Annotated in this window: 21 protein-coding genes; 8 read left to right on the top strand and 13 right to left on the bottom strand. The window is 52.9% G+C overall.

Going from position 1 to position 17,498, the window contains the following annotated elements; genetic code table 11:
* Positions 1-167 precede the first annotated feature (167 nt).
* The 3 genes from BB497_10585 to BB497_10575 form a co-directional block, all read right to left on the bottom strand.
* Complete coding sequence (locus BB497_10585; GenBank protein AVI63105.1) at positions 168-557, bottom strand: 30S ribosomal protein S9; 390 nt, start codon at positions 555-557, stop codon at positions 168-170.
* Between the two features lie 13 nt (positions 558-570).
* On the bottom strand, positions 571-999 hold the full coding sequence (locus BB497_10580) for a 50S ribosomal protein L13 (protein ID AVI63104.1): 429 nt from the start codon (positions 997-999) through the stop codon (positions 571-573).
* A gap of 248 nt (positions 1,000-1,247) precedes the next feature.
* Positions 1,248-2,429, bottom strand: a complete 1,182-nt coding sequence (locus BB497_10575; GenBank protein ID AVI63103.1) for a hypothetical protein — start codon at positions 2,427-2,429, stop codon at positions 1,248-1,250.
* 217 nt (positions 2,430-2,646) lie between these two features.
* On the opposite strand from BB497_10575, the gene BB497_10570 reads away from it, so the two are divergent.
* The gene (locus BB497_10570) at positions 2,647-3,102 is read left to right on the top strand and encodes a DUF1043 domain-containing protein (GenBank protein ID AVI63102.1); all 456 of its coding nucleotides are present in this window, start codon (positions 2,647-2,649) and stop codon (positions 3,100-3,102) included.
* 116 nt (positions 3,103-3,218) lie between these two features.
* Here the strand turns inward: BB497_10570 and BB497_10565 are convergent, their stop codons facing one another.
* On the bottom strand, positions 3,219-3,980 hold the full coding sequence (locus BB497_10565; GenBank protein ID AVI63101.1) for a Nif3-like dinuclear metal center hexameric protein: 762 nt from the start codon (positions 3,978-3,980) through the stop codon (positions 3,219-3,221).
* A gap of 138 nt (positions 3,981-4,118) precedes the next feature.
* Between BB497_10565 and BB497_10560 the strand changes: the two genes are divergently transcribed.
* Positions 4,119-5,363, top strand: a complete 1,245-nt coding sequence (locus BB497_10560) for a transcriptional regulator (protein AVI63100.1) — start codon at positions 4,119-4,121, stop codon at positions 5,361-5,363.
* A gap of 23 nt (positions 5,364-5,386) precedes the next feature.
* Here the strand turns inward: BB497_10560 and BB497_10555 are convergent, their stop codons facing one another.
* From BB497_10555 to BB497_10515, 9 genes are all read right to left on the bottom strand, one after another.
* Positions 5,387-6,703: a histidinol dehydrogenase gene (locus tag BB497_10555; GenBank protein ID AVI63099.1), complete on the bottom strand. Its 1,317-nt coding sequence runs from the start codon at positions 6,701-6,703 to the stop codon at positions 5,387-5,389.
* 13 nt (positions 6,704-6,716) lie between these two features.
* Complete coding sequence (locus tag BB497_10550) at positions 6,717-7,370, bottom strand: ATP phosphoribosyltransferase (GenBank protein ID AVI63098.1); 654 nt, start codon at positions 7,368-7,370, stop codon at positions 6,717-6,719.
* Positions 7,371-7,398: 28 nt separating this feature from the next.
* The gene (locus tag BB497_10545; protein ID AVI63097.1) at positions 7,399-8,661 is read right to left on the bottom strand and encodes a UDP-N-acetylglucosamine 1-carboxyvinyltransferase; all 1,263 of its coding nucleotides are present in this window, start codon (positions 8,659-8,661) and stop codon (positions 7,399-7,401) included.
* A gap of 11 nt (positions 8,662-8,672) precedes the next feature.
* Positions 8,673-8,924: a cell division protein BolA gene (locus BB497_10540; GenBank protein AVI63096.1), complete on the bottom strand. Its 252-nt coding sequence runs from the start codon at positions 8,922-8,924 to the stop codon at positions 8,673-8,675.
* 86 nt (positions 8,925-9,010) lie between these two features.
* Positions 9,011-9,349: an anti-anti-sigma factor gene (locus BB497_10535; protein AVI63095.1), complete on the bottom strand. Its 339-nt coding sequence runs from the start codon at positions 9,347-9,349 to the stop codon at positions 9,011-9,013.
* On the bottom strand, positions 9,346-10,005 hold the full coding sequence (locus tag BB497_10530) for a toluene tolerance protein (protein ID AVI63094.1): 660 nt from the start codon (positions 10,003-10,005) through the stop codon (positions 9,346-9,348). The genes BB497_10535 and BB497_10530 overlap by 4 nt, the downstream gene beginning before the upstream one ends.
* Positions 10,006-10,072: 67 nt before the next feature.
* Positions 10,073-10,537: an outer membrane lipid asymmetry maintenance protein MlaD gene (locus tag BB497_10525; GenBank protein AVI63093.1), complete on the bottom strand. Its 465-nt coding sequence runs from the start codon at positions 10,535-10,537 to the stop codon at positions 10,073-10,075.
* Positions 10,538-10,553: 16 nt separating this feature from the next.
* Complete coding sequence (locus tag BB497_10520) at positions 10,554-11,354, bottom strand: ABC transporter permease (protein ID AVI63092.1); 801 nt, start codon at positions 11,352-11,354, stop codon at positions 10,554-10,556.
* Entirely contained in the window at positions 11,355-12,176 is an 822-nt protein-coding gene (locus BB497_10515) for an ABC transporter ATP-binding protein (GenBank protein ID AVI64336.1), read from the bottom strand.
* Between the two features lie 305 nt (positions 12,177-12,481).
* Between BB497_10515 and BB497_10510 the strand changes: the two genes are divergently transcribed.
* The 6 genes from BB497_10510 (at position 12,482) to BB497_10485 (ending at position 17,412) form a co-directional block, all read left to right on the top strand.
* Positions 12,482-13,468 (top strand): arabinose-5-phosphate isomerase, encoded by a 987-nt coding sequence (locus tag BB497_10510; protein AVI63091.1) that lies wholly within the window; start codon positions 12,482-12,484, stop codon positions 13,466-13,468.
* 29 nt (positions 13,469-13,497) lie between these two features.
* Positions 13,498-14,040: an HAD family hydrolase gene (locus tag BB497_10505; GenBank protein ID AVI63090.1), complete on the top strand. Its 543-nt coding sequence runs from the start codon at positions 13,498-13,500 to the stop codon at positions 14,038-14,040.
* A complete protein-coding gene (locus tag BB497_10500) occupies positions 14,040-14,612 on the top strand; it encodes an LPS export ABC transporter periplasmic protein LptC (protein AVI63089.1) in 573 nt (190 codons plus the stop codon). The genes BB497_10505 and BB497_10500 overlap by 1 nt, the downstream gene beginning before the upstream one ends.
* 8 nt (positions 14,613-14,620) lie before the next feature.
* Positions 14,621-15,112: a lipopolysaccharide transport periplasmic protein LptA gene (locus BB497_10495; protein ID AVI63088.1), complete on the top strand. Its 492-nt coding sequence runs from the start codon at positions 14,621-14,623 to the stop codon at positions 15,110-15,112.
* Between the two features lie 11 nt (positions 15,113-15,123).
* Positions 15,124-15,891: an LPS export ABC transporter ATP-binding protein gene (locus BB497_10490; GenBank protein AVI63087.1), complete on the top strand. Its 768-nt coding sequence runs from the start codon at positions 15,124-15,126 to the stop codon at positions 15,889-15,891.
* Between the two features lie 105 nt (positions 15,892-15,996).
* The gene (locus BB497_10485; protein ID AVI63086.1) at positions 15,997-17,412 is read left to right on the top strand and encodes an RNA polymerase factor sigma-54; all 1,416 of its coding nucleotides are present in this window, start codon (positions 15,997-15,999) and stop codon (positions 17,410-17,412) included.
* Positions 17,413-17,498: the final 86 nt, after the last annotated feature.

The raw sequence follows: 17,498 nt of genomic DNA, 5'->3' as shown, positions 1-17,498 counted from the left end.
CGTCTTGCGACGACGAATATCAAATACGCTCTATGTTAAAAAAACAAAGCGCTAGACACAAGAACAACCACCCGTGACCATGGTGGTAGGAGCTTTCTAATATTATGTTTTTTCAATAAAAAACGCCCAGGTCGACGACCTGGGCGTTTTTGCCGCATAGCGTAAAATTAACGCTTAGAGAACTGCGGACGACGACGTGCTTTACGCAGGCCGACTTTCTTACGCTCAACTTGACGCGCGTCACGGGTTACGTAGCCAGCGGCACGCAACGAAGGACGCAGGTCTTCATTGTAGTTCATCAGTGCACGGGTAATACCGTGACGGATAGCACCCGCTTGCGAGGAGTTACCGCCACCTGCAACCGTGACAACAATGTCAAACTGGTTGAGTGTCTCGGTCAGCTCAAGCGGCTGGCGAACAACCATGCGACCTGTAACGCGACCAAAATATAGATCGAGATCCTGGCTGTTGACAGTAATTTTGCCAGAGCCCGGCTTCATAAACACGCGAGCGGTGGAAGTCTTGCGGCGCCCGGTACCGTAATACTGCTGTGTCATGGCGAAGATTTCCTCAGATGTTCAGTTCAAGCGGCTGTTGGGCAGCATGCGGATGCTCGGGACCGGCGTACACTTTTAACTTGGAGTACGTGGCACGACCTAACGGGCCTTTCGGTAACATGCCTTTAACAGCAAACTCAATGATACGCTCAGGCGCATGATCAAGCATTTTGTCAAACGTCATGGAACGCAGACCGCCCGGGTAACCAGTGTGGCGGTAGTAGGTTTTAGCCTTCGCCTTGTTGCCGGTCACTTGGACTTTCTCGGCATTGATAACAACGATATAGTCGCCAGTATCAACGTGAGGGGTAAATTCGGGCTTATGCTTACCACGCAAGCGGCGAGCAATCTCGGTTGCCAGACGACCGAGCGTTTTGTCCGTAGCGTCGACAACATACCAGTCGCGCTGGACGGACTGCGGCTTAGCACTGAACGTCTTCATGGATGAAATCACCAGATTAAGTGTGTTGGGTGACAAACACCGCTAGGCGGTGGTGCACCATCCCTATTTTTTTTGGTTGCCAACTAACGCTGGCAACATGTAGCGAGGCGGCATTCTACAACATGGCTTCCGCCAAGTTAAGTACCACCGCTACTTTTATCGGACTTTTCTCGTTACTCAGTAACGACGCCCTGCATCACTAGGCAGTGCTTAAACCAATATCGACACACCCTGACACCATTAATCTTTTAGGGCTTGTGAGCCAAGGCGAGATATTCGTGGGACTGCATTTCCTGAAGGCGTGAAAGCGTACGCTGAAATTCAAAGGTTAATTTTCCATCAGTATATAACAGTTCCACAGGTACTTCCGCCGACATCAAAAGCTTGACGCCTCGGTCGTAAAACTCATCAACCATATTAATGAAGCGGCGCGCCTGATCATCGGTTTTGGCATTCATCTGAATCACGTTGGACACTAAAACCGTATGAAACTCACGAGCCAGCTCAATATAGTCGTTTTGACTGCGCGGGCCGTCGCAAAGCTCAGCAAATTCAAACCATGCCACATCATCATGCAATCGGCGCGTTTTCAGAACACGGTGATTGACTTCTAATGGCGCGCCCTCTTCACCAACATGCCCTGAAATCTCACGAAAGCTGCGCGATAGCTCCTGCTCTGCCGCAGCATCAAGGGGCGCATGAAAAATTTCAGCACGCTCAAGTGCTCGCAAACGATAATCCACCCCTGAATCCACATTGACGACATCGCAGTGCCGGTTCACAAGCTCAATGGCAGGGATAAAACGCGCGCGTTGCAAGCCATCTTTATAGAGCTCGTCCGGTACGATATTAGAAGTGGCAACTAGCACAACGCCGCGCTCAAACAACGCTTCAAGCAAAGTGGCCAAAATCATGGCGTCGGTAATATCTTTGACGAAAAACTCATCAAAGCATATAACCCGAGCCTCGGTAGCAAATTTACCCGCTATTAGCGTTAGAGGATTTTTTTCCCCTTTATAATGGGTGAGCTCGTTGTGCACCCGTTGCATAAAACGGTGAAAGTGAGTGCGCATTTTATCGGGGAAAGGCAGCGCTTCATAAAACGTATCAACTAAATAGGTTTTTCCACGCCCTACTCCCCCCCAAAAATAGATCCCCCTCACCGCCGGCAATACCGGCTCGCTAGGTGAGCTTTTCTTACCCATCAACCCAGCCATTTTGGCCTTAAAGCCTTTATTGGCTACCATCGCTTTGGGTGCGACGGCGGGCGCCGCTACCAGCTCATCGTAAAGCCTTTGCAGGTGCTTAACGGCAGCCTCTTGTGCTGGATCGTATTGGAAGTCGTCGCGCACTAAATCAGCGCGATAACGCTCCATCGGCGTTTGCCGCTGAGCCTGACCTGATACCTGCTGTGCAGATGATGATGGCATCTGATTCGCCTCCCTCAGCGCTTAGCGTAGCCCATGCACCTCACGCGAAGCCCATGCCCTACCCTACGAAAAGAGGCTAATTATACGCTGCTCGATCGCTAAGCGCATGAGCAGATTGACCTAACCGCCACGCAGACGCCTATAATGGGCTTTGTTTCGTTGGTGCACCATCGGCACATGCCTTTGGTGGTGCAACTCAACTTTCAGGGAGAACATCGTGGAAGCAAGCTCGCCATTTACCTTTGCGATTACTGGCATCATCATCGGTTTTATTATCGGCATGGTGTGCTATCGCCTGTTTAGCAAAGGCCAACGCCAAACCTCAATGCTTCAGCAAACGCTACTAGAGCGTGAACACCACATAGCCGAACTTAAAAAAGCCATGGGCGGACTGAGCCTGGACGTTCGCAAGCGACTTGAAAACATTCGCGCCGAAGCCGACCTGTTAGAACAGCAGCTTGAAGACGAGGCCACGCAATGGAAGTTAGAAAAAGCAGCCGCCAAAACATTGGAAACAGGTACGCCAATTCAGAGCCTCTCAGGCATTGATGAAACCCTCGACATGCCTAGAGACTACGCGGATGGCAAAAGTGGCACCTTGTCTGAAGACTTTGGCCTAAAAGAGAGCACTAACGAACAGGACCTTACACCGCCACAGCCGCCTCGCTACTAGTCACTGAAGCATAATTTACAAAACACACTTCCACTCATTAGCGGCGGTATCAGCTTACTGATACCGCCGCTTTCATGTTAGCCCCCCCCAAAAACCAAACGCCCCAAAACAGCTTGCTATGCCGGATTATCAATATCCACAAAGCGATGCTCCACACCATACTCACCTGCCAACCACTCGCCTAACGCTTGCACTCCATATCGTTCGGTAGCATGGTGCCCCGCGGCAATGTAGTGAATACCCATTTCCCGAGCCAGGTGAGTCGTGCGCTCTGATATTTCCCCTGAAATAAATACATGCGCACCCGCTTCGCAGGCAGCGGAAATCATGTCCTGCGCGCCACCTGTACACCATGCGATCTTATCCACGTGACCCACTCCCGGCGCTTCAACAACTAACGGCGTACGCCCTAGCACGCCAGCTATTTGCTGCGCCAACTCGCTGAGGGATTGAGGCTCAGCCACCCGACCCGACCATAACAAGCCCTCTCCTAGCTCACCGTCCAGGCACCCCTCCACTTTCCAACCTAAACGCTTGGCTAATTCTGCATTATTTCCAAGCTCTGCATGGGCATCAAGCGGCAGGTGGTACGCTAATAGATTAATCTCATTCTCTAACAGCGTTTTAATTCGCCTCTGTTTCATGCCTGTAATAGCAACTGGCTCATTCTTCCAAAAGTAGCCATGGTGCACCAATACTAAGTCAGCTTGCCAAGCCACCGCCTCATCCAAAAGTGATTGGCAGGCAGTAACCCCCGACATCACACGTTTAATCGTTTCCCGCCCCTGAACCTGAAGACCATTAACGGTATAATCTTTAAATTGTGAAGCCCGCAACTGATGGTCGCACGCTGCTACTAGTTGGTCGCGATGGATCACGCTGACTCCTTGACTGATTTATTAGGTGCGCTAAGGAACTAAGCAATAAAGTGTTACCATACGCGCATTGTAAAACTCGCTTCGCGCTTACGCGAACCTCGCGACCGTTAAGACTGCCACCCGCTGAGGAATTTACGCATGCACCGTTTTGTGCTGCCCTACTTATGGCCAATTATAACCGGGCTACTACTTGCTGCTCTTTTGCTGTTTGCCTTTCCTGAAAAACTGCCCAATCCTTTTCGGCAGTCACCGCCCGCCTCTGTTGAGACGCAGCCTTCGCTGGTTTCCACCAGTAGCGAACAGCCAGCAAATCGGCCGCCTCCAGAAATACGGCAGGCCGAACCACTGACTCGCAACCAGGGGCCAGCCAGCTACTCCCACGCCGTGAATCAAGCCGCCCCTGCGGTTGTTAACATCTATTCATCACGTATAGTGGAGCGTGACCAGCACCCGCTAATGTCGGACCCCTTTTTTCAACAGTTTTTCAGTGGAGACGACGCAACGACTCACCAGCGTATGCTGTCCAGTCTTGGCTCTGGCGTCATCGTGAGTCAAGATGGCTATGTACTGACCAACCACCACGTCATTAATGGTGCCGACCAAATTCAAGTTGCCCTACGCGATGGCCGCGAAACACTGGCTGAAGTCGTCGGCACTGATCCAGAGAGCGATCTGGCGGTGCTGCGTATTAACCTCGACAACTTGCCTGTTATTGAGCTGACCAACTCTGAAGATGTCGCCGTGGGTGATGTCGCGCTAGCCATCGGCAACCCCTTTGGCGTCGGCCAAACCGTTACGATGGGCATTATTAGTGCCACTGGACGAAGCCATCTTGGACTAAATGCCTACGAAGATTTTATTCAAACCGATGCAGCCATCAACCCCGGCAACTCTGGCGGCGCATTAGTAAACCCTGATGGCGCTTTGGTAGGTATTAATACCGCTATCTTTTCACGCTCCGGTGGGTCACAGGGAATAGGCTTTGCCATCCCAGCCAACCTAGCCCACAGCATTCTCAATGAACTGGTAACGCAAGGACGTGTTATTCGCGGCTGGCTGGGCATTGAGGCACAAGCACTCTCCCGGGAGCTTGCGGCATCATTTGGCCTGCGTACGCCGCAGGGGGTAATCGTAGCTGGGGTGGTGAGTGAAGGGCCGGCAGCAAAAGCCGGCTTACAGCCTGGGGACGTACTGCTGTCGATTGATGGTCAGGCGATACTCGATGCACGAGCAACAATGAGTGATATTGCTTCCATCCCGCCCGGAACCTCGTTACCACTGACTATCGTCCGCAGCGGTGAGCGTATGGAAATGACACTGGAAGTAGGCGAGCGCCCGGCACCCGATAATGCAACGCTAAGCGAGCGCCAGAGCGGCTCTTGAGCCAGCTCTGGCGTTAAAGCCGATCACTCTAGAATACGATACTCCGCTGACCGCGCATGAGCGGTCAGTGACTCACCCCTTGCCAACACCGATGCCACCTTACCTAGCTCCGATGCTCCCTCGGCAGAACAGTGAATAATGGATGAGCGCTTCTGAAAATCGTAAACACCCAGTGGCGATGAAAACCGCGCGGTGCCAGAGGTAGGCAACACGTGATTAGGGCCAGCACAGTAATCGCCCAGGGCTTCTGCGGTATAGCGTCCCATGAAAATTGCCCCTGCATGACGAATATCATCAAGCCAAGCTTCCGGTGATGCCACTGACAGCTCAAGGTGTTCCGGCGCGATACGGTTAATCATCTCAACTGCTTCGGCTTGGTCTTGGCAAAGAACCAACGCGCCACGGCGGCTTAGCGACGCCCGTACGATATCCTCTCTTTCAAGCGTGGGCAGGAGACGTTCGATAGCGGCTTCTACGGCATCAAGATGGTCGGCATCCCAACTCACCAGTATCGACTGAGCATCTTCATCGTGCTCCGCTTGGGAGAAAAGGTCCATCGCCAGCCACTCAGGATCGGTTTTGCCATCAGAAACCACCATAATTTCCGACGGCCCCGCAATCATATCAATACCTACTTGACCAAAGACTGCCCGCTTGGCCGTTGCAACATAGATATTGCCAGGGCCCACAATCTTATCAACCCGTGGAACACTTTGAGTACCATAAGCGAGGGCAGCCACCGCCTGAGCCCCGCCAATAGTGAAAACGTAATCTACACCCGCTAGGTGAGCAGCGGCCAACACCAGATTATTCAACACGCCATCAGGAGTTGGCACTACCATAACAATTTCACGCACCCCCGCCACATGAGCGGGAATAGCATTCATTAATACTGAGGAAGGGTAAGCCGCTTTACCGCCAGGCACATAAATACCCGCACGATCAAGGGGCGTTACTTTTTGACCCAATACAGTGCCATCGGCCTCTTCATACTGCCATGAGCTGGGCTTTTGGCGCTCGTGATAGCGCTTGATTCGCTCAGCGGCGACAGCTAGCGCGTCACGCTGATGATCGGGTAGCCCATCAAAGGCTGCTTTTAGCTGTTCAGCAGAAAGCCGGAGCTGATCGATATGCTGCACATCCATCCGATCAAAACGGTTCGTTGCCTCAATTACAGCCGCGTCACCGCGCTGTTTAACATCGGCCAATATCTCCTCAACCCGTGCCTGCACTGCTTTATCAGACACGCCCTCCCAGTCCAACAGGGCATCAAGGCGCTGATGGAATGCCGTATCAGCCGTTGAGAGGCGGGCTACTGTGGCTATGGACTTATCGCTCATGGAGAACCTCGCGTCATTCAGTCAACTGCGTCTGGCGCTGCTTAACCGCACTGTCCAAACGGGCCAGCAATGGCTTAATTCGGTCATGCTTCATCGTCATGGACGCTTTATTAACAACCAGGCGCGTGCTGATATGGGCAATCAATTCACGGGGCTCCATACCATTAGCACGCAGGGTATTTCCCGTATCGACAATATCGACGATTTCATCGGCCAAGTTCATTAACGGGGCTAATTCCATCGCGCCATAAAGTTTGATGACTTCTGCCTGTATCCCCTGCTGCGCGTAGTAACGGCGCGCCACGTTAACAAACTTGGTGGCTACTCGGCGGCGGGCGTGGGCTGGAGGCTGACCCGTGACGCCAGCAGTCATCAACTTACACCGCGCAATCTCAAGATCCAGAGGCTCATAAAGCCCTTCTGCGCCGTGCTCTAACAGCACGTCCTTACCTGCAATCCCTAAATCGGCCGCACCAAGCTGAACATAGGTAGGTACATCCGTTGCGCGAATTACCACAAGCTTCACATCAGGCAGGTTGGTATCGAACAACAGTTTACGACTTTTACTTAAATCTTCTGCGGGAGTAATGCCCGCATCCGCTAAGAGCGGCAGCGTTTCGTCCAGAATACGCCCCTTTGAAAGGGCTAAGATTAGTTGCTTGCTCATTGTGTCGGCCAATGGTTAATAGCATGGCTTAGCCGGGTATGCGGCGAATTTTCGCACCCAGCAGCTGTAATTTTTCTTCAATGCACTCGTAACCACGATCAATATGATAGATGCGGTCAACGAGCGTTTCGCCTTCCGCCATCATAGCTGCAATTACTAGCGATGCTGAGGCGCGGAGATCTGTCGCCATTACCGGGGCACCTGAAAGTTTATCGACGCCTTTGATAAGGGCCGCATTACCTTCCAGCACAATATTAGCCCCCATGCGGTTCAGCTCCTGCACGTGCATAAAGCGGTTTTCGAAGATAGTCTCCACTACCCGAGAGTCCCCCTCAGCCACCGCATTCATAGCCACAAACTGCGCCTGCATATCGGTAGGAAACGCTGGGTAAGGCGCTGTCCGAATATTGACCGGCTTAGGACGTTTGCCATGCATATCCAAGGCAATCCAGTCATCGCCCGTGGTTATTTCAGCACCGGCCTCTTCGAGCTTGGCGAGCACTGCTTCCAGAATATCCGCCCGGGTACGCTTTACTTTAACTCGGCCACCCGTCATCGCTGCCGCGACTAAAAAGGTGCCGGTTTCGATACGGTCAGGCATTACGTCATGCTCGCAGCCATGCAGCGACTCAACACCTTCAATGACGATCGTATCGGAGCCATGGCCGCGAATGTTAGCGCCCATCTTGATCAAGCATTCGGCAAGATCCACTATTTCAGGTTCGCGTGCCGCATTTTCTAGAACGGTTTTACCCTCAGCAAGGGTCGCGGCCATCAATAGATTTTCAGTACCGGTTACCGTTACTGTGTCGAAGTAAATGGTGGCACCTTTTAAACGGCCATCTACAGTGGCACGAATGTAGCCGCTTTCGACATGAATCTCAGCGCCCATGGCTTCCAAACCGCGGATATGCAGGTCAACCGGACGTGAACCAATAGCACAGCCGCCAGGCAGTGACACATCTGCTTTACCAAAATGCGCAAGCAATGGACCCAGCACCAAAATAGACGCTCGCATTTTCTTAACAAGCTCATAAGGCGCATGACACTGAGTAACTTGAGAGCCGTCTAGCTGAATACTGAGCTTCTCGCCCATTACTGGCTCAACGCCCATGCGCCCGAGCAGCTCTAGCGTCGTGGTAATATCTTGAAGGTGAGGCAAGTTACCAATGACCACGGGGCCATTAGCAAGCAAGCTAGCGCATAAAATTGGTAATGCCGCGTTTTTAGCACCGCTTGCCCACACTTCACCGTCAACCGAACCGTTTCCGGTAATAAGTAATTTATCCATGAGCGCGCCCGTTATTGGGCGTTCTCCGGGGCAGTTTGCCACTGCACCGGAGTAAACGTTTTGATGCTAATAGCATGAAGCGCGCCGGAAGCGATTTCATCGCTTAATGCTGCGTAAACAAGCTGTTGACGCTTAACAGGAGAGAGACCTTCAAAGGCTTCGCCAACCGCAATCACCTGAAAATTACAGCCTTCACCCTGGATATGAAAATCACATCCTTCGATGCGGGATTCGAGCAGTGCTTTTACTTCATTGGGTTGCATGGGACAGGAAACTCCTTGGGGGCCATTTGGATAGTTTGAAATAGGCAAACATGATAAAGAAAAGCAGCGCGCTTGGCGATGTTGGTCTACGCGCTTAGCGCCGCACTTGGGTGTGCAATCAGTTCATCAAGCTCTGCTAACGATGCGAGCCGCATCAGAGGTGCCGACAGTACAATGGATTCGATGGCAATTTTTTGACGGCTACAGGTTCGCATCCACTCAAAGAGAACGCTGATAGCGACGCTGCTGGCCATTGAAACAGCGGTAAAGTCAAAAGCTGCTTCGTCCAAGCCACTGGCTTTCAGCCATTTCACGCCCGCAGCGGCCAACTCGGCCGCTGCGCTTACATCTACATCTCCACTTACCTTAAGCGTTCGCCCCTGTACTTCAAGGGAAACGCTGGGCTGTGACAGTAGCAGCGTCACGCATCGCCCCCCTGCTCTAGCTCGTCAACCCCAATCTCAGGGGACCACCCGCGAATAACCGCATCGTAGTCGCGATTATTTTCGCGCATGGCTTGATCAAACTGATTACGGAACGTTAAGCCCAGATTAATGCCGTTAACGATCACGTTCACTACACGCCATTCACCATCGGAAAGCCGCAGGCTGTAGCTTACCGGGTAAACCTGACCATTATTAGCAACAACTTCCATATCGACACTAGCCTGGTCTTCATGGCGCTGACCACGCTGGTTATCCAGCACACGAAGTTCATCGTAATCAAAAGTTACTAACCCGCGAGTATAGGTATCAATCAGTGTTTGACGAAAGACGTTAGCGAATCGACTACGCTGTTCTGGCGTCGCATTGCGGAAATAGCCTCCCATTACGCTGGCACCGATGTAGCGAAAGTCTGCCACTTCATCAAGGCTGTCGTTAACTAAGGCTTTTAACTCATCAAGATTATTCGCGAAGTACTCTTCTCTCCCTTCAAGTTCAGCCATGAAAGCGCTGACATTTTCACGAATAAGCGCTTCAGGCGTTTGGGTCTGCGCCTGGGCACTCATTGGCAACAACATGACCATCGTCATTACAACGGCAAACAGCCAGCGAGCAGTTACTTTATCGATATATTGCATTATCTCTTCACCTCGTCATTCTAAGTGTCGTATGTCCAGGCTGTGTATAACGGGTCGTCTTCAGCCGTTAGTTGCTAACCATATTGGATATAAATTGCTGGATTAGTTCTTCTAATACCAATGCAGACTGGGTGTCGCGGATAGTGTCACCGTCTTGCAAAACATCAGGATCTCCCCCAACACTTAGCCCTATATACTGCTCACCTAGCAGGCCAGCGGTTAGAATGGCTGCCGTAGTGTCCCGGGATAGCTGGCCTTCCAAATCGCTATTTAGGCTTAACACAACGCGGGCATCGTACCACTCAGTATCCAGCTCAATAGCCTCAACCCGTCCAACGGTTACCCCCGCCATGGTGACGCGGGCACGGGGCCTTAAGCCACCTATGTTGGAAAAGTTGGCCTCAAGCCGAAATGTCTCGGAAGGAGCTGAAAGCGTAAGCCCGCTGACTCGCAAGCCCAGAAACACAAGCCCCAAAATACCTGCCAGCATAAAGAGGCCAACGCCAAACTCCATGGTTTTAGTGCGCTTCATGAAACTGCTCCACCCATTAAAGGCCGCCGAACATGACGGCGGTTAGTACAAAATCAAGCCCCAAGACGGCTAGCGATGAATACACAACGGTGCGCGTAGTGGCACGGGAAATACCTTCAGAAGTAGGTATAAGATCATAACCTTGGAACACCGCAATCCAGGTTACGACCACGGCAAAAACCATACTTTTGATCATGCCGTTACCAATGTCATTTATAAATGACACGCTGGCCTGCATATTGCCCCAGTATGAGCCTTCAAAGACGCCCAGCCATTCAACCCCTACCAGATAGCCACCCCAAATTCCCACCACGCTAAACCCAACGGTGAGAATGGGCAGCGCTACAAAGCCCGCCCAGAGTCGCGGCGCCACTACACGGCGCAGTGGATCGACGCCTATCATCTCCATACTGGTCAACTGCTCGGTTGCTTTCATTAGCCCTATTTCAGCCGTCAATGCAGACCCAGCCCGCCCAGCAAATAGCAATGCAGCTACTACAGGTGCTAACTCACGTAATAGCGAAAGCGCCACCATCTGCCCTAACGCCTGCTCAGCCCCAAAATCGACCAGGATGGTATAGCCCTGTAGCGCCAGCACCATACCGATAAACAGGCCCGACACCAACACAATGGCAAGCGATAGAACACCGACGAAATGCACCTGCTTAAGCCATAACCCCCACCCCTCCCGGGACGGGATGCCCACAGCAGACTGCGCTAGAAAAACGCCTGCTCGGCCCAGCGCTTCCATAGCATCACACCCTTTACGACCTAAACGGGCAATATGAGCGGTGCCTTGCTTGAGTTTTGACTGCATTTATCCTGCCCTTGTGACCGAAGCTTGCCCAAGAATATCGCGATAGAAACTCTCAGCGGGATAATGAAACGGCACAGGCCCATCGGGTTCGCCGTGAATAAACTGACTAACTCGCGGATCCTGGTTAGTATCCAACGTTTTGGGGGTGCCATGGGCAACGACCTGACCATCGGCAATCAAGTATAGGTAATCGGCAATGCTCAGCGTCTCTTTTATGTCGTGAGAAACGACCACCGACGTGAGCGCTAACGCCTGATTTAGCCGCTTGATTAGCTGCACTAAAACGCCCATGGAAATGGGGTCTTGTCCTACAAACGGTTCGTCATAGAGGATTAACTCTGGGTCTAGCGCCACCGCCCGCGCCAGCGCCACGCGACGCGCCATACCGCCCGAAAGTTCTGCGGGCGTTAGCTGACGAGCACCGCGAAGCCCAACGGCCTGAAGCTTAAGCAGCACAAGGTCACGAATCATCGCATCAGGTAAGTCCGTATGAACCCGCAGAGGAAACGCAACGTTTTCAAACACATCAAGATCAGAAAAAAGCGCGCCACTTTGAAATAGCATGCCCATCCGTTTACGCAGCGCGAACAGGGCCTTGCGTGACAAACGATGGACATCCTGACCATCAATCAAAATTCGACCCCGGTCTGGCGTCAGCTGGCCGCCAATAAGCTTAAGCAGCGTTGTTTTACCCGTGCCACTTGGCCCCATGATAGCCGTCACCTTCCCCCGCAGGATCGTCATGTTGATCCCCCGAAAAATATCGAGATCGCCCCGAGAGAAGTACAAATCTTCAATTTCTATGAAGGGAACATCTGTCATAGGCTGATTGACCTTCATTGTCGCCTCGCCGTAGCGGGTTAGTATAGGATCATCGCACACCGCTTAGTGTAGGATTCATCGCTAAAGAAACAGCGTTTTCTAAATATTATCGAACATCGTATCCTAACACTATCTTTAGTAACAGCGTGCAGTAACAGCACCTCTCGTTGTCGCTATCTCAGGCCACTGCAACGGATCCTGCCGCTTTTTTAAGCAGCTAAGCGACGAAGCGCTTTACCTATAAAGCGCAACGAGATGTTATTCTTACCTATCCATTTTTGAACGCTAACGAGACTATCAACATCATGCGCCAGCCACCCTCTACACCCAGCCAGCTGCGTGAAAGTGCGCTGCGCACCCTGCAAATTGAGCAAGCCGCTATTGGGGGCCTGCAGGCGAAGCTTGACGAAGGCTTCGATCATGCCTGTCAATTGATTCTTGCCTGCCAAGGCCGGGTAGTGGTCACCGGCATGGGAAAATCTGGCCACATTGCTGGCAAGCTAGCCGCTACCCTTGCCAGTACTGGAACACCTGCTTTTTTTGTCCACCCTGGGGAAGCTAGCCACGGTGACCTTGGCATGATTACCCGTGCCGATGTGGTATTAGCGCTATCGAACTCTGGCGAAACGGCCGAAGTAACCGCTCTTTTACCGCTACTTAAAAGACTCGGCACCCCCCTGGTGAGCATGACCGGCCGCCCCGGCTCCACGCTGGCTAAACATGCTGATGCCCACCTGGACAGTGGTGTTGAGCGAGAAGCTTGCCCGCTCGACCTTGCGCCTACCAGTTCGACTACCGCAGCGCTAGCGCTAGGAGATGCACTTGCCGTCGCACTTTTAGAAGCTCGCGGCTTCACCGCTGAAGACTTTGCCCTCTCTCACCCTGGCGGCAGCTTAGGCAAACGTTTGCTACTGCGTGTTAAAGACGTCATGCATGACGGTGCTCGCCTTCCCCAAGTTGCGCTGGGTAGCCCACTTCGGGATGCCCTGTTGGAAATCACCCGGCAAGGCCTTGGCTTCACCTGTGTCGTCGATAGCGATGGACGCTTAGCCGGCGTGTATACCGATGGCGACCTACGCCGCACCCTCGATCAATTTCATGACCTGCGAGAGGTGTGTGTTGACGATGTCATGACACGGCCTGGGAAACGTATTGGGCCTGATGTGCTTGCTGCAGAAGCTGTTCGGATCATGGAGGATAGCCGTATCACTGCGCTTGCCGTGGTCGATGAACAGCAGCGACCTATCGGCGCTTTACATATGCATGATCTTTTGATTAGCGGCGTTATCTGAAAACTATTGAACACTTACAAGGAGGCTCTATGGCCCTACCTGATGCTCTACTTGATCGCATTCGTCGTGTACGTCTACTCGCTCTTGATGTCGACGGCATATTGACAGATGGCCGGCTCTACTTCCAAGCGGATGGCATTGAGATTAAGGCGTTTCACACCCAGGACGGCCACGGCCTAAAGCTATTAAAACGCGTTGGTATTCATGTGGCGCTGATTACCGGCCGAGACTCTACCATGGTCAGTCAACGCGCCGCGTCTCTGGGCATTACCCATGTCCATCAAGGCTGTGAAGACAAGCTCGCCACACTCAAAGACCTTTGTAAGCGCCTTGACATCACTTTAGAGCAAGTTGCCTACTGCGGCGACGACTTACCAGATTTGGCCCCTATCAAGCGCTCTGGAGTAGGCATTACCGTTCCCAATGCACCCGACTACATGCATACCCACGCGGACTGGATCACCGATCGCCTTGGTGGCCACGGCGCGGTTCGTGAGATCTGCGATACGCTGCTCATGTCCCAAGGCCACTGGGATGCCGTGATGGACACCTATCTACACAGGCATTCGTAATGACTCGGCGGGTTAAAAAGCGCGTCTGGCTAACCGGGGTTGTGGTTGCCCTGGGCACCCTGCTGGTATGGATAGACCCCCGCGGCCCGCAAGACATCGCTCCAGACCCAGATGCTCAAGCCGATGAGCCTGGCTATGTGCTAGAAAACGCTGAAATCACTTTGTTTGGCGAAACGGGTGCTATTCAACAGTCGCTGGTCACGCCCTATTTAGTTCATACCCCCCAGCGGGCCATGACGCAAGCCACCTCGCCCCGAGTAACGCTATTTGATGGTGAACAGCGAGAGTGGCTAGCTACCGCCAACGCAGGCACGCTCAATACGGACACACACGCGCTGACATTAACCGGCGCAGCCAGACTACTGGCACCGGATGAAGGCTGGCAGTTGGATACGGAGTTATTACACTATAACGGCATGACACGCCATGCATGGAGCGACGTGCCGGTGCTTCTGCAGCAACCGCCACAGCGGATCAGCGCTTCACGCATGGATGTGTGGCTTGACACTAGCCAGGTTCGTTTAACCGATAATGTGCGCGGCCTCCACCCGCCCGCCACCCAGACGCCTTAGGAGTCGCTATGAAAGTTTTAATCTGCACCGCGCTTTTAGCCCTAGCGGTGCCGCTCTCAGCGGCTGCCCAAACAACGCAAGCGCCGGTTGAAGTTGAAGCAGACCGCTTAGATCTTGATCAGCGCGCTGGCACGGCAGTCTATAGCGGCAATGTTAATATTCGCCAGGGTGAGATGCAGCTTCGCGGGGAGCGTGTCGAAATTCAGCGCAATGATGCTGGCGAACTTGCCCGCGCAATCGCCACGGGTGAGCGCGCTTACCTACGGAACCAGCTAGACGGTGAAACAACACCCATGGAAGGCTGGGCACGTCGTATTATCTATCATGTCGCCGAACGCCGGGTTGAACTCATCGATCAGGCAGAGCTTACGCAACGAGGTGATCGTTTCCAGGGGGGGCGCTTGGAATACTTCATTGACCGAGAGGTCGTGCAGGCCCGCTCAGAAGTCGACGGAAGCGAATCACAGCGTATTCGCATGACCCTACAGCCCGCGCAATAGGGAGTTTATTTGTGACAACCCCCAGCACCACAGCAACTAACGAAACTGCTCCGGTAAAAACGCTCTATGCTCATCACCTGGCTAAAAGCTATAAGCGTCGCCGGGTGGTGAAAGATATTAACCTAGAGATTACCCAAGGCAGCGTTGTGGGGCTACTCGGCCCGAACGGAGCGGGTAAAACCACCTCGTTTTATATGATCGTTGGGTTGGTTAAGTCTGACGCAGGCAGCGTCGGTATTGATGATCTAGACCTCACCCGCGCACCCATGCATGAACGGGCTATTGCAGGCATTGGCTACCTGCCCCAGGAAGCCTCTATTTTTCGTAAGCTTTCGGTCGCCGACAACATCATGGCAATACTTGAAACTCGAAAGGAGCTTGACCGTAGCGCCCGTGAACAGCGTCTAGAATCGCTACTTGAAGACTTCCACATTACCCATATCCGCGACAACCTGGGCATGAGCCTATCCGGTGGCGAGCGTCGGCGCGTTGAAATTGCCCGCTCACTGGCAACCGAGCCTGCGTTTATTCTGCTAGATGAACCGTTCGCAGGCGTAGACCCTATTTCAGTGGGTGATATCAAAACGATTATACGCGCGCTCAAACAGCGACATATCGGTGTCCTCATCACCGACCATAACGTACGAGACACGCTCGATATCTGCGATATCGCCTATATCGTTGGCGATGGCCAAATCATTGCTAGCGGCGACCCACAGTCTATCCTCGATAACCAGAAGGTGCGCGACGTCTATCTCGGGGCTGATTTCCGCCTATAAACAGGCGCCTACCGACTAATTACTTTTAATGGCATGCTTATTGCACTTGCACCTGAGGATAACTCGCACTAGGGTGGAGCTTTCTGATTAACGAGTGGTTCTCAGATGGTCATGAAAGCTTCTCTTCAACTGCGTATCGGCACACAGCTGACCATGACACCTCAGCTGCAGCAGGCAATTGCGCTGCTCCAGCTCTCAACACTCGACCTGCGGCAAGAAATTCAGCAAGCGCTCGACGCTAACCCAATGCTGGAACAAGAGGATGAATTTGGCGAGCAGGCGGTCACCGAGACGCCGGAAGCAGAATGGGCCGAAAGTATCCCTAGTGAGCTTTCTGTGGATAGTGACTGGTCCGACACCTACCAAGATATGGGCAGCACGGGCGGTAGCAGCGAAGGGCCTGATTTTGAGCGCCAGGCAGCAGGACAAAGCCTGCACGGTCACTTACTTTGGCAACTTGCCATGACCGACTTCACGCTACGTGAGCACACTATTGCCGAAAGCTTGATCGATGCCCTCGATGCCAATGGCTACATCACTCAGCCGCTTAACGACATCCGCGAAGGCTTAAAAGCTCAGGGCCTGGACGGCCTAAGCCAGCGTGAAGTAGAGAACACCCTGTTGCGCTTACAGCAGTTTGAGCCCACCGGGGTCTTCGCGCGGGACTTACGCGAGTGCCTAATGCTTCAGCTAGCCACGCTCCCCGAGGAGACGCCGCTTTTAGTACCTGCCAAACGGCTGGTGCGTCAATTTCTTGAGGCACTCGGCAAAGACGATATACGGCTGCTTAAACGACGCTTGAGCCTGGATGATGAACAACTCGATGATGTTATTCGCCTCATTCGCAGCCTTGACCCGCGCCCCGGCAGTGCCTACGGCGACAGCGATGATAGCTATATAACCCCAGACTTGGTCGTGCGGCACGATAATGAAGGCTGGCACCTGGAACTTAATCCAGAAGCGTTGCCCCGGCTACGCATTCAGCCTGACTACGCAAGTTTGATAAAGCGTGCTGATAAAAGCCAAGATAACCAGTTCCTTAAAGAGCACCTTCAAGAAGCCCGCTGGCTAATTAAAAGCCTTTCGAGCCGAAATGATACGCTGCTGCGAGTGGGTCGAGAAATTATCGCGCGCCAGATTGGCTTTTTAGAGCATGGTGAAGAGTCGATGAAACCGTTAATTTTAGCGGACATAGCCAAAGCCGTGGAGATGCATGAATCCACCATCTCCCGGGTGACCACTCAAAAGTATATTCATACGCCCCGAGGAGTATTTGAACTCAAGTATTTCTTTTCCAGCCAGGTCAGTGGCCAAGATGGTGGCGACAGCCACTCCAGCACCGCTATCCGCGCGCGGATTAAGAAACTCGTGCAAGATGAGCCACCGGGCAAGCCGCTTTCCGACAGCCGTTTGGTGACGCTCTTGGAAGCAGGCGGAATTAGTGTTGCAAGGCGCACAGTCGCCAAATATCGAGAGTCAATGGGCATTCCCTCTTCAAGTGAACGGCGCCGTTTACGCTAGTGAACAAGGAAACACCGCTATAGGGCTTTGCAACAGCGTAAAAAGGGTTACAATCGAAGTACAGTCCCATGGATAAGGAGCACGTC

This window comes from Halomonas sp. GFAJ-1, from assembly GCA_002966495.1.
In the GTDB taxonomy this organism is placed as follows: Bacteria; Pseudomonadota; Gammaproteobacteria; order Pseudomonadales; family Halomonadaceae; genus Vreelandella.
This window is presented reverse-complemented; position numbering and strand designations above follow the sequence as displayed.